The following is a 12,566-nucleotide window of genomic DNA, read 5'->3' as shown; positions in this document are numbered from 1 at the left end:
GTCCGGCCCCTGAATGAGGGGCCGGACCTGGTCGCTCGCCCTCCCATATTCTTCATGAGGGGTGTTTAGCGGGGCTGCCGACCCGCTTCTGCGGCAGCATGCAAAGATATCCCGAAATAAGGACGAGGATGAGGGCAACGCCATAGGCGGGCACAAAAACCTCCCCGAAAAACATCACCAGCCAAATTGCCGATAAGATCGGGGAGAGGAATATAAGCGCGGCTGTCTCGCTGGCATCACCTCGGGCACAAGCGAGAACCCAGAGGATATAAGAGATACCATTGATGAAGACACCATTTGCAAGGACGGGAATGAGACTGACGTCCGCCGGATGTGGAAGCTGACTGCACGACATCATGAGGATAAGAGAGCCGATCATTGACGCGAAAAACAGCCAGAATGTCCCGATAAATGGGTCGGAGACGAAATTTCTGCTGAGGGTCGACATGAGTGCAAAGCAGAAAGCGCCGGCCAGCACGATCAGGATGGATATCGGGTCCGAAATATTGAGTGACGTCAAATGGCCCTTTGTCACCGCAATGAGAAAAGCGAAACTGCCCACGGCGAGACCGAGAAGTTTGACGCGACCCGGCCATTGCGCGTCCCGAAGTGATGATAAAAGGACGATCATAAGCGGCCAGCTATATTGCGCAACAAGGACGATGACACCGTTTGAGCGCGCATAGCCTCGATAAAGGGCCAGGTAAAAAAGACAATCCAATATGCCAAGGATTCCGGGAAGGTAAATGCCGCGCCATCCCGGACGCAAAATACGACCAACGTGCCGCCCCGCCACGAGGCAGGCGGCGCCCACTGCAAAAAGGGAGATGACGTTGGAAAGAAATAGAAACTGGTAAAAATCGAGCCTGGATTGACCGGTCTTCGCAACGACGGCAATCATGCTCCATAAAATGACGCAGATCAGCGCAGCCAGGCGTGGACTTGTCGGCATCGTCATATCTCACCTTATTTCGTTTGGTTTCAGAGATAAAACATTCAGGCGCGGCGGTGCTTACAGGCATGCACCATAATTCTCTTACATGGCGAGCCGGCCTGAACCTCTCACGCCATGACGCAAGGCGGGGACTAAAATGGTCTCAATGATTTCAGCGCACAACGACGTGCCCCTAGGACAGCCGCGTACACCCCATGGCATGAGGACAGAATTGCGGGCGCTCAAAGCGCGCTTATCACGTTAAACAGCGCCGACCTTTGTGAGGGACGGGAATTTATTCCCCTTCAACGGCCTCCGTTTCCTCTTCCGGCGTGCCCATCATAGCTTCAGAGACAACACCCGCCTGATCCCGGATGCGCCGCTCTATATCCGCCGCAACCTCAGGATGGTCGCGCAGAAATTGCTTGGCATTTTCCCGCCCCTGCCCGACACGCTGACTATCATAAGAGAACCAGGCACCCGACTTCTCAACGATATTGGCTTTGACGCCGAGATCAATCAATTCACCGGTTTTGCTGATGCCCTCACCATACATGATGTCAAATTCGACCTGCTTGAAAGGCGGCGCCATTTTATTTTTGACGACCTTGACGCGTGTCTGATTTCCCGTCACCTCGTCACGTTCCTTGATCGCACCGATCCGACGGATATCCAGCCGCACGGACGCGTAGAATTTCAGTGCATTCCCGCCCGTCGTCGTCTCTGGATTACCGAACATGACGCCGATTTTCATGCGGATCTGGTTGAGGAAAATCACCATTGTATTGGAGCGGGAGACTGTGCCCGTCAATTTCCGCAGGGCCTGACTCATTAATCTTGCATGGAGGCCGACATGACTATCCCCCATATCGCCTTCAAGCTCCGCCCTCGGGACGAGGGCCGCAACAGAATCCACCACCAGCACATCCACCGCGCCGGAACGCACGAGCGTATCCGCGATTTCCAATGCCTGCTCACCTGCATCAGGCTGGCTGAGGAGGAGGTTATCAAGGTCGACGCCCAATTTGCGTGCATAACCCGGATCAAGCGCGTGCTCCGCATCCACGAAGGCACAAACGCCGCCCTTCTTCTGGGCTTCCGCAATGGCGTGGAGCGCGAGCGTCGTCTTGCCGGAGCTTTCCGGCCCATAAATTTCAATAATCCGGCCGCGTGGCAGCCCGCCAATGCCGAGCGCAATATCCAGGGAAAGCGAGCCTGTTGAGATCACATCAACCTGCTCATGCGGGCGTTGACCCATACGCATGATGGAGCCCTTGCCAAAAGCACGCTCAATCTGACTTAATGCGCCTTCCAGAGCCTTGTTTTTGTCCATCCTGGTCAATCCCTTTCCTTAGGCTGATCCACCAAGCTGCACCGGATCAACAACTTTAGAACAAAATACGAACAAAAAAGTTTAATCGCAAGCTAAACTTTAACGATTTATTTGCCGCATCACGGCGTCTTTGCCGTGGTCTCGCTGAGCGCCAGGCCAAGCCCCTTGGGTCAGTCTGCGCGATGCAGGCCTGTCCGTCACAACGAGACAGATTGACGCGCCCCTGTGCCGTCTCCGGGGCCGGTGTCGCCCCTCCACTGACGGCTCTGACAGAATTGGCCAGGGCATCCGCGGCGTCATTCTGGCCGGAACTCGCCAATGCGGCGCGCACCTGCTTCCGGCGCGTCACGATGGCCGCGCTCAGCATGGGTTGCGGTGTGGTCTCGGGTGACCGTGCCAACACGATACCGGTCAGGGCCGCGACACGCCCCGTGCCGAAAAGGTTGTTATTTGTCAGGCTGCACGCCACGGCTCCGCCGGATCGATCCATGACTGTAAAAGATGTTGATGCGGGAAGCGCCGGTAATGCGCCCGAAAAATTCTGCGCCTGATCCACCCAGGCTTGGGCGGAAGCCGCATCGGCCTGCGCGGACGGTGTTGCACGCCAGGCCGCCACAGCCGCCTGCGCCGACCCTGCCCCCGAAGCGCCACAGCCGCCCCAAGGCCGCCATCGGCTGGGGGCGGCAGAAACCAGACGATATGATCTTTTTCCTGCACGCGGATCGGGGTCTGCACCGCCGGTAAAGCATCCCGCATCGCGGCGCGGCTCAAGCCCCCGCCGGCAAGATTGGCTTCCGTGAGGAAAAACGTCCCTAAAGCGCCATTATAGAAATCCCCGACCCCCATGCGGCGCGTGCGCTCCAGAAACCGTGCGAGGCGCGGCTGCACCAGTCGATCACCTTTTTTGAGAGGTGTGTCCTCCCCCCGCATGAAGATGCTTCGCGCGGCATCATCGGCGAAAAGAGCGCCGTGCACAGCCTGAAGATCTTCCGCCAGGCGCGGGCTGACACTTATCCCGCGTTCCGCCAATGTAATGGCGGGCACCATGAGGTCTTCAAACTGGATCTGCCCGTGATCGCGCTGCAGGCGGTAAATGCCGCGCAGCATCATGGGCACGGCGGCGGGTCGCGACGCCCCTGCACCGCCCCCGCGACGGGCATGAAAGTCACGGCTTGCGGCTTCTGACCGGAACGGGCGATGAGGCAGGCGCCCCCACCGCCCAGAGACGCGCGGGAAGGCAGGGTGACGGATAAGGTCAGCGCCATGGCGGCCGCGGCATCCGCCGCATTACCACCCGCCAGCAGAACATCACGCCCGATTATCGCCGCGCGCGGCTCATCGGCCGCGACGGACCCGAATTGGGAGGGGAGTTCCGGCGTTGTATGACCGAAGAGCGCATGGCCGATCGGGGATGCTGAATGACAGGCCGCGACCCCGAAAGCAACGCAGAGACTTGTCACGCCCATAACTGCGCGGCGCATTGTCCCTCGGGCGGAAATTCGATCTGAAGGTGCAGGCGCTACGAACTTCACCGAGGCTTCTCTCCTGGCTATGACAGATAAATCCGGCAGGGACTCAGTAAAAAGCTGGTTCCCGGCCCAGGCAGGTCCGCGTGCGCTCTCCACCCGACAGAGTCAGGTCTAACGGCGTACGCGCCGGTCGGCAACTTAAACTCACGCTGCGCGCCGGATGTTTTTGCTTGTCGCCGGTAAATGGGCTAAACTGGGCCCGTTCATAACAAAATTGCGCTGTGCTGCAAGGCACATAAATATTCCTCCTCCCGTTAAAAGCAAGGATCGTAATGCGTCGTCCTTTGACCGCCATCCCGGCCTTATTCCTCGCACCGTTTTTCCCGGGCGGCCTCGCCTGTGCCGCGCCGCAGCAGGACACGTTCACACCGGCGCAACGTCAGGAAGTCGTGAAAATCTTGCGTCAGGCCCTGAAGGATGATCCGACGATCCTCGGTGACGCCATTGTCAGCCTCAAATCCAAAGCGCAGGAACAGCAGCGTTCTGAAACGGCCAGCCAGTTGGATGCGCAGAAGGATGCGCTCGAAAACGCACCCGCTTACGCCGTGCGCGGCAACCCCCATGGGGATGTCACGATCGTTGAATTTTTTGACCCGCGATGCGGTTATTGCAAGCGGGCGATCCCCGTCATCGACGCCTTGCTGAAAAAAGACAAAAATATCCGTTTTGTTGAAAAAATCGTGCCCGTGCTGAGCGATAAAAGCGTCACAGCGGCGCGCGCGATCATCGCCGCCGCACTGCAGGGCGGCTATGAAAAAATGAAGCGCGCCCTGATGACGGATAATGCGACGCCGACAGACAGCTATTTACACGATATTGCGCAACAGAACGGACTGGATGCAGATCGTCTGATCCGGGACATGTCGCGCAAGGAAGTCATTGCCGCCATTCAGGTTAATCTGGATCAGGCACGCGATATTGACTTGTCCGGCACGCCGACTTTCATCTTCAATCACAAACGCGTCGTGCCCGGCTATATGTCGGAGAGTGACATCATGAACGAAGTCCGCGCCCTGCGGAAGAAGTGACCGTCGGCAAGGCGCGCTGACCGCACCGAGAGCCGAGCGTGCATCTGAATGCAGCGCCACCGCCCCGAAGGCACGACTTTTACAGGGCGCAGCTGTCCCCACTTATGAAAGCGTGTCTCTCCCCGCAGGGGGGGCTCATCGCCATGCGCCCGATTTCCCATAAAACACCACCCCCGACGGTCAGGGCGATGCGCCACGCGATAACGAGAAATATCGCCGCGTAAAAAGCGTCACGTCACTTTCTGGGCCAGCACCTTGCGACCCGGCGATGCAGTGCGCTTTCGCGACGCATTCATCGCGGGCAGAAGTTTCTCCGGCCTCGTAATACCTTTTTTAGGGATTTCACTCTCCTTCAGCGCCTTTTTCAGCACCTCCAGATTTTTGACGATTTCGGGCGCCGCTTCCGGCATGCGGGGCGGATGGCGCTCAAACACATCGATCAGCGCTTCAAGGACGATCAGACGGGAGAACCACTTCTTATCAGACGGCACCACGTACCAGGGCGCCTGCGCTGTAGCCGAACCGGCAATCGCAGCCGCATAAGCGTCCTGATAGGCGTTCCAGTAGCCGCGCTCCTTAAAATCACTCGCTGAAAATTTCCAGAGTTTTTCCGGCCTTTCCAAGCGTCTCAAAAGGCGTCGCTGCTGCTCTTCAGGCGAGATATGAAGCATGATTTTGACGATATGCACGTTCTGCCGGTGCAGATAAGTCTCAAAATGCCGGATATCCCGCAAACGATCGTCCCAGAATGTCGGGTCGTCGGGATTACCGGCCAGTCCGCGGCGGTCCAGATTTTCCTTATGCACGCGGGCAACCAGCACGTCTTCATAGTAGCTGCGGTTGAAGATACCGATCTCGCCCAATAAGGGAGTCGCGCGGGAAACGCGCCATAGATATCCGTGGTCACGCTCTACCGGCGTTGGCTGTTTGAAGCCGGATACGCGCGCACCCTGCGGATTAATGCCCCCCATCACATGACGGATCACGCCATCCTTTCCCGCTGCATCCATGCCCTGCAGGATCATCAGCACGGATTGCGTCTTCCCGGCGGCCATCGCTTCCTGGAACGCGGCAAGGCGCTTCTTTCGCTTACGCATCCAGGCTTTGGCGTCATGCTTAGAGAAGTCGCCATGCTCGGCGGGGTCAAAGTGACGGAGGTTGAATGTTTTCCCGTCCTCAATCCTGTATTTCAATGAGAGCTGGCGCGCTTCTTTATCAGTCAACATGGTTTGTGCTCCGGTCAATTGCGAGGCCACCCGCCGCCTGACAGACGGGCATGACTTCAATCTCGTTGACATTGACGTGAGCGGGTTGCTGCACCACCCACGAGACGATTTCAGCAATATCGATGGGGGTGATCGGCGTCGTCCCCGCATAGACAGCGGCCGCGGCTTCAGCATCCGCCATGCGCACGGCGCTGAATTCACTGCCGCCGCACAAACCGGGCGCAATATTCGTGACGCGAATGGGCAGGCCGAGCAGATCCGTCCGCAGATTGGCAGCAAATTGCGCCACGTAGGCTTTCGTCGCGCCGTAAACATTGCCGCCTTGATAAGGATAGCGCCCGGCAATACTTCCCATCATGACGATATGCCCGCGCCGCCGCGCCACCATGCCGGGGAGAAGCGCGTGGGTGAGCGCCGTGAGGCCCGTCACGTTGGTTTCAATCATCTGCGCCCAATCCGCCCAACGGCTCTCCTGCGCTTTCGAGATGCCCAGAGCGAGGCCCGCATTATTAATGAGGATGTCGATGTCGCGCCAGGACGCGGGCAGGGAACTCTGAAAATCCGAAAGGGCCGAGACGTCGCGCATGTCGCATGAGACGGGCAGAAAAGACGCACCTAATTCCGCCGCCAGCGCATCAAGACGTGCCGCACGACGCGCAACACCGATGACCCGCATCCCCTCCCGCACGAGGCGCCGCGCGATCTCCCGCCCGAAACCTGCACTTGCGCCTGTCACCAAAGCCGTCGTCATTCTCTGCTGCTCCGTTGGGTTTGTTGAGACTAATCTGCGCGCGGGCCTTGGACGCGTCAAATCGCTTTCAAATGAGCTTGCCTGATCTGGAGACATCTCCCCCGATCGACGGGACTTGCTGTGTCATAACAAACTTTAACCAGTAAAAATCCTGATGCTCAACCCGCTATTCGCGCCCGGTCGGCGCAGCGCCGCCGATAATATTGTTTTTCCGGCCATCAATATTCCGTCATAACGCCTTCTTTATTATCTTGTCGGACGCGACGCGCCAGGTAGCGCCATCTGCCAGTGTCAGCGCCGCCTATTCGGGGTAAGTGAAGGCGATATCGCCTCGAGTCAGGTCGCGCATGACGGTCGTCACCTCCGCAAGCACGGCATCCGGCACAGCGAGGCAGATTCTGACACCTTCCGCTTCAAACGTCTGTTCCAGGCTGTCAGCCTCCCAACCCGCCAGTCGTGCCTGGATGATGGGGAGAATATTGAAAGGTATGCGACACGCAATGCGCGTTTTCTTCACCCAGAATGTGGCGTCGCCCGCGCGCAGGCACTGGGATGCCGCCCCGCCATAGGCCCGTATCAAACCCCCGGCGCCCAGTTTGATGCCCCCAAACCACCGTATGACCAGGACCACCACATTTTCAAAGCCCTGCCCCTCAATCGCGGTCAGGATCGGGCGGCCCGCTGTGCCACCGGGTTCACCATCATCAAACATCCGGTAACGTGGCGAGACCAGCCACGCCCAGCAATTATGCGTGGCGTCGGGCACGAGATGAGACTCGATAAACGCCATCGCCTCATCCTCCGACGCCACCGGCGCGGCATGGGCGCGGAAGACGCTTTTCCTGACCGTCGTCTCAAACTGTATCGGCGCGCGTAAACGCCATTTCTGCGCGTCATCCGCCATGCGGGGCGTCATTGAACAGCGTCATTTTCAAGTCGCTTCAACCTTTACCGCCTCCACGGCTTCGGAAGGCGAAATGAACCGCGCAACGAGATCACTCAGATGGCCGAACTCATGGATCGACAGCCCCTCCGGCGGTTTGGCGCGTTTCGCGGCGGCAGAGCTGCGCCGGGGCAGAACGGCCGCATCAAAGCCGAGCTTCGCGGCTTCCTTGAGGCGCAGATCGGCCTGCGCCACCTGACGCACCTCGCCGGATAATCCGACCTCACCAAAATAACTCGTGCCTGCGGAGGTTGGCTTGCCCGAAAGGGCGGAAATCAAAGCCGCGGCAACGGCGAGATCCGCTGCGGGCTCCGTCACACGCAGCCCGCCCGCGATATTGAGATGCACGTCCATCCCCGCAAAGCGCAGGCCGCAACGCGCTTCCATCACCGCGAGAAGCATATTGAGACGACCGGAATCCCATCCCACCACCGCGCGACGCGGCGCGCCATCTCCGGCTTTGGGGGAGACGAGGGCCTGAATTTCCAGCAGGACGGGGCGCGTCCCCTCCATCCCGGCAAAGACGGCGGAGCCTGCAATATTGCCGCGCCGCTCCGCCAGAAAGAGCGCGGAAGGATTCGGCACCTCAACAAGGCCCACATCTGTCATCGCGAAAACCCCGATTTCATCCGTCGCGCCGAAACGGTTTTTCGCCGCGCGCAAAATACGAAATTGATGGCCGCGGTCCCCTTCAAAATACATGACGGCATCCACCATGTGCTCCAGCACGCGCGGCCCGGCCAGCGCGCCCTCTTTGGTGACGTGGCCGACGAGGATCAGCGAAAACCCCACTGTTTTTGCGAGACGGATCAATTCAAACGCGCTGGCCCGCACCTGCGCGACGGAGCCGGGGGCGCTTTCCACCGTGTCGAGCCACATCGTTTGAATCGAGTCAATTACGACGACCTGATGGTCACGATCATGCTCCAGCTTTGCGGAGATTTCCGCAACGTTGATACTTGCGGCAAGGTCAAGTTTCGGCGCGGCGAGGTTGAGGCGGCGCGCGCGGAGGCGGATCTGGTCAACCGCCTCCTCTCCGGAGACATAAATGACTTTCTTACCGGCCTGAGAGAGGGCACATGTCGCCTGAAGCAGCAACGTGCTTTTGCCAATGCCCGGATCCCCACCAATCAGCACGACCGAACCAGGCACAAGCCCGCCGCCGAGGACACGATCAAACTCCGCCATCTGCGTTTCGACGCGTGGTGGCGGGGCGGTATCGCCATCAAGCTGCGTGACCTGGAGCTGCCCGACATGGGTATTGCCGCGCCGCGCGCGCGCGGTGGGCTCAGCCGATTCTTCCTCAATACTGTTCCAGGCCCCGCATATATCGCACCTGCCGGACCATTTTGGCGAAACGGCGCCACATTCTCGGCAGACAAACCGAGCAGAGGGTTTTTTTGCCATGAGCCGTCACATCCTTTCGCACCGCATCCCGGATTGTCGCGTCAGCCCCTTTTAACGGAGGCGCATGGGTTTAACGCCGCAATTCCATTTTGATCGGCCCTTCTGTCCGACCATGGGTGAACTGATCGACCATCGCATTGCCGCTCTCCAGCAGCTTCGATGCCGGCCCCTGCCAGACGAGCCGCCCATTATAAAGCATGGCCGCCTTATCACCGATGCGCTGGGCTGACGCCATATCATGCGTGATGGCGAGCGCCGTGCAGCCAAGGCGCTTCACACAATCGACGATCAATTCATCAATAATCGCGCCCGTAATCGGGTCCAGCCCGGTCGTGGGTTCATCAAAAAACAAAATGTCCGGCGTGCCCGCAATGGCGCGGGCCAGGCCAACACGCTTCTGCATGCCGCCCGATAATTCCGAGGGGGACAGGCACCCGACGGACGGGTCCAGCCCGACCTGCCTTAAAATATCCCCCGCCTGGCGGGCCGCCTCGCTGCGGGTCGGGCGCTGACGGGCAACGCGCCCCTTCGCCATCAGCCCGAAGACGATATTGTCCCGCACGCTCATACTGTCGAACAGCGCCGAGTTCTGAAACAACATCCCGATCTGCGCCACAAGCTCCCGTCGGCGGGCGCGGGTGGAGGTCAGGAGATTTTCCCCATCGATCTCAATGACCCCTTCATCCGGCGTCAGCAGGCCAAGTATGCAGCGCAGCAGGACGGATTTGCCACTACCCGACCCACCAATCACAACGAAGGACGTGCCTCGCGCGATGTCAAGATCAATGCCATCCAGCACGATTTTATCGCCAAAGCGTTTCGTAAGGCCGCGCACGCGGATTTTAGGTTGAGATGTCATTGGTCAAAAAACAGATCTGTCAGAAGGTAATCGAAGGCCAGCAGCAGAATGGAAGCCCCGACAACAGCGGCTGTCGTCGCCGCGCCGACGCCCTCTGCCCCGCCGCGACTGCTGTAACCGTGATAACACCCCAGCAAGGCGATGAGAAACCCGAAGACGGCGGCTTTCGCCAGCCCGACCCAGACATCCAGCGCGGTGACCACATTCAGCGTCGTCACAACGTAAGAGGCGGGGTCAAACCCTAATTTATAGACCGAAACGACGAAGCCACCCAGGACACCCAACACGTCCCCGATCAGAACAAGCAGGGGCAGGGCCAAGGTTGCGGCCAGCAGGCGCGGCGTCACAAGGTAACGCATTGGTTCAACGGCAAGGGTTTTAAGCGCGTCGATCTGGTCCGTGACGCGCATCGTCCCGATTTCAGCCGCCATCGCCGCGCCGACGCGCCCCGCGACCATCAGCCCGGCCAGGACGGGCCCTAACTCCCGCGTGACGGCGAGGACCACAATGCCGCCAATGGCGCCCTGCGCGTGATATTGCGCAAAACCAGTATAAGATTGCAGCGCGATCACCCCGCCGGAGAAGATCGCCGTCAAGGCCACGACGGGAAGTGAATAATAAGCGATCTCGAAGAAATTCGTCAGAAAAACCCGCCAGTAAAACGGTCGTCTTAAGAGGCCGCTAAGCCCGCCCCCGGCGAAAATGGCGAGAGCGCCAGCGTGACGCACCATGGAAATGGTTGCGCGCCCGATTGCTGAGACAAAGTCGGTGAGAATGATGTTTCCCCATTTCAAGTCGAGATGCCGTTTAGCCCTAACGCGCCCGCGCGACGACGTCAAAGCCTGCAGCAAAATAAACTCAATGACGCGTCAGCCCCTCAACGCCTTAATACGCTGGGAGACGCATGATCACGCGATATATGGTGCATGTATCAGCCATGTTTCTAAAGAAGTTTCTGCCCGGTTCATGTTGAGGAGGGCAGTCCGGCGTCCGCGCTTCAGTCATTTACTATCGGGTCGATGCCGCCTTGCTGTCCGCGTCATCAGCCTGGGGCGTCTCTACCGCTGTGACAGATTTCTTGGGCGCGGATGAGGGCGGGGTTTGCGGCGCGTTCACATGTGTTGCCTCCCCCTTCCCCGTGACCGGCGCTGAATCTTTGTGACCCGCAGGCTCTGACGTCGGGGCGCTTCCAGGGTTCGCGCGCGCAGCGCCGTTAGTTACCATCCCGGATTTTCCATCACTTTGCTGCGCAGGTTTCGCGTCGTGGCGCGCCGTGTCGGGGAGGGCCTGCGGCATCATGGCCTCGCCCGGCATGGCCTTGACAGCGGGTAACGTGCTTGTCGTCGGCACCACATTCCAGACCGGCGCAACAGCCGACGTCGCCGGTGCGTTGATCGGCGATCCGTTATCCTGGGATGAAGCAGGGCTTGATGAAGCCTGGGGCACAATGCTGGAGGTCTCGGCAGCGCGTGATGTCGCGTCGTCCTGAGTTGGAACATCGTTTGCGACGGTCGTTTTGATAAAAACGTCAGATCTGGAGTTATCTCCTTTGGATTCAATCGATTGAACCTTATCGGGTTTCGTCGCGACCACCTCCACCGGCTTCGACTGAATGATGCTTCCCGTCCCATGTCGCACGAGCGGGGCGGTCGTGAGCGGCAGGGATATCGCACCGGAACCGTTCGCCGTCACAATGGCTGTATCGAGCGACCCATTTACATGGGCAGAGGCGGCATCTTGCGTCGTGAGCGTCAGAGCGACAATCTTGCCGCCATCGATCTGCAATGAAGCATGGTCGGACAATGTCGCGGAGAGCGCGTCGAGGGCGGCCTCTCTGACGGTAAGCCGCGCAGCGCCGTTAGCAGTGACCTGCCCGGCGCGCTCCAATCGTCCGATCGCAACATTCTGCGACCCATGGATGCTGATATCGAGGGACGCAATTTCCACCGCGGAAACCGAACCATCCGACAGATTTGCCTCCAGCGATGCCAGACGCCCGCTCATGACGAAGCGTGTATGCGGACTGTCATGCAATGTCACACCGACATCCCCACCGACACGCAGTGACAGCGTGCTGTGACCATGCCCGGCCTGACATGCCGGCGCGGTAAGCGCCACGCGCGATGCACCCTGGTCCTGCATGACCCGGGATGACACGGTCACGCCATGACGCGGCCCCTCAATGGCGACGGCGCGCGGGTGCGTCGGATCGACCTGGATCGCGACACGATCAAAGCATGGGAGGCTCAGGTCAAGCTCTGCCACCGTCCAGCTGGATGAGTCCTGCGCAAAGGCCCGCCCCTGCCATATGGGATGTGACATCACAAGGCCACCCAGAAGCACGGCGACCCCGGCACGACGGATCCTGAACTCTGGAATCAAAACGAGGCTACGCCGTCGAGGCATCACGTCTTCCTCATCAAACGCCAACTTAAAAAGCCTTCGCAACCTGCATCAACATGCTGCCCGGTGACCAGACGGCAATGCAGCCGCTCAGGCCTGCCTCCCATATTCCCTTAATGATGCCACGTTGCTGCCAAGGCGGCAACGCGCGGC

At 59.4% G+C, this 12,566-nt stretch carries 13 protein-coding genes; 1 reads left to right on the top strand and 12 read right to left on the bottom strand.

Annotated features, from left to right (window positions below):
• Window positions 1-52: 52 nt before the first annotated feature.
• The 5 genes from CGLAMM_RS09975 to CGLAMM_RS09955 all read right to left on the bottom strand — a co-directional run bounded on the left by CGLAMM_RS09975 (window position 53) and on the right by CGLAMM_RS09955 (window position 3,748).
• Complete coding sequence (locus CGLAMM_RS09975) at window positions 53-958, bottom strand: DMT family transporter (RefSeq protein ID WP_394819135.1); 906 nt, start codon at window positions 956-958, stop codon at window positions 53-55.
• Between the two features lie 271 nt (window positions 959-1,229).
• Entirely contained in the window at window positions 1,230-2,267 is a 1,038-nt protein-coding gene (gene recA, locus CGLAMM_RS09970; RefSeq protein WP_394819134.1) for a recombinase RecA, read from the bottom strand.
• A gap of 55 nt (window positions 2,268-2,322) precedes the next feature.
• Window positions 2,323-2,757 (bottom strand): hypothetical protein, encoded by a 435-nt coding sequence (locus tag CGLAMM_RS09965; protein WP_418115649.1) that lies wholly within the window; start codon window positions 2,755-2,757, stop codon window positions 2,323-2,325.
• A complete protein-coding gene (locus tag CGLAMM_RS09960) occupies window positions 2,721-3,377 on the bottom strand; it encodes a gamma-glutamyltransferase (RefSeq protein ID WP_418115678.1) in 657 nt (218 codons plus the stop codon). Before CGLAMM_RS09960 ends, CGLAMM_RS09965 begins: the two co-directional genes overlap by 37 nt.
• Entirely contained in the window at window positions 3,374-3,748 is a 375-nt protein-coding gene (locus CGLAMM_RS09955; RefSeq protein ID WP_418115648.1) for a gamma-glutamyltransferase, read from the bottom strand. Before CGLAMM_RS09955 ends, CGLAMM_RS09960 begins: the two co-directional genes overlap by 4 nt.
• A 320-nt stretch (window positions 3,749-4,068) precedes the next feature.
• Between CGLAMM_RS09955 and CGLAMM_RS09950 the strand changes: the two genes are divergently transcribed.
• Window positions 4,069-4,824 carry a DsbA family protein gene (locus tag CGLAMM_RS09950; protein ID WP_394819133.1) on the top strand — a complete coding sequence of 252 codons (756 nt, stop codon included), beginning with the start codon at window positions 4,069-4,071 and terminating at the stop codon, window positions 4,822-4,824.
• 230 nt (window positions 4,825-5,054) lie between these two features.
• On the opposite strand, the gene CGLAMM_RS09945 is transcribed toward CGLAMM_RS09950, so the two are convergent.
• From CGLAMM_RS09945 to CGLAMM_RS09915, 7 genes are all read right to left on the bottom strand, one after another.
• A complete protein-coding gene (locus CGLAMM_RS09945; protein WP_394819132.1) occupies window positions 5,055-6,050 on the bottom strand; it encodes a PPK2 family polyphosphate kinase in 996 nt (331 codons plus the stop codon).
• Window positions 6,040-6,801, bottom strand: a complete 762-nt coding sequence (locus tag CGLAMM_RS09940; protein ID WP_394819131.1) for an SDR family NAD(P)-dependent oxidoreductase — start codon at window positions 6,799-6,801, stop codon at window positions 6,040-6,042. Before CGLAMM_RS09940 ends, CGLAMM_RS09945 begins: the two co-directional genes overlap by 11 nt.
• A gap of 301 nt (window positions 6,802-7,102) precedes the next feature.
• Window positions 7,103-7,717: an IMPACT family protein gene (locus CGLAMM_RS09935; RefSeq protein WP_394819130.1), complete on the bottom strand. Its 615-nt coding sequence runs from the start codon at window positions 7,715-7,717 to the stop codon at window positions 7,103-7,105.
• Window positions 7,718-7,732: 15 nt separating this feature from the next.
• Window positions 7,733-9,151 (bottom strand): DNA repair protein RadA, encoded by a 1,419-nt coding sequence (gene radA, locus CGLAMM_RS09930; RefSeq protein WP_394819129.1) that lies wholly within the window; start codon window positions 9,149-9,151, stop codon window positions 7,733-7,735.
• 70 nt (window positions 9,152-9,221) lie between these two features.
• Window positions 9,222-10,010, bottom strand: coding sequence for an ABC transporter ATP-binding protein (locus CGLAMM_RS09925; RefSeq protein ID WP_394819128.1), 789 nt, complete (start codon window positions 10,008-10,010; stop codon window positions 9,222-9,224).
• Complete coding sequence (locus tag CGLAMM_RS09920; RefSeq protein WP_394819707.1) at window positions 10,007-10,741, bottom strand: MlaE family ABC transporter permease; 735 nt, start codon at window positions 10,739-10,741, stop codon at window positions 10,007-10,009. The genes CGLAMM_RS09925 and CGLAMM_RS09920 overlap by 4 nt, the downstream gene beginning before the upstream one ends.
• Window positions 10,742-11,018: 277 nt before the next feature.
• The gene (locus CGLAMM_RS09915; RefSeq protein WP_394819127.1) at window positions 11,019-12,416 is read right to left on the bottom strand and encodes a hypothetical protein; all 1,398 of its coding nucleotides are present in this window, start codon (window positions 12,414-12,416) and stop codon (window positions 11,019-11,021) included.
• Window positions 12,417-12,566: the final 150 nt, after the last annotated feature.

Source organism: Sorlinia euscelidii, assembly GCF_036452135.1.
Classification (GTDB): Bacteria; Pseudomonadota; Alphaproteobacteria; order Acetobacterales; family Acetobacteraceae; genus Sorlinia; species Sorlinia euscelidii.
This window is presented reverse-complemented; position numbering and strand designations above follow the sequence as displayed.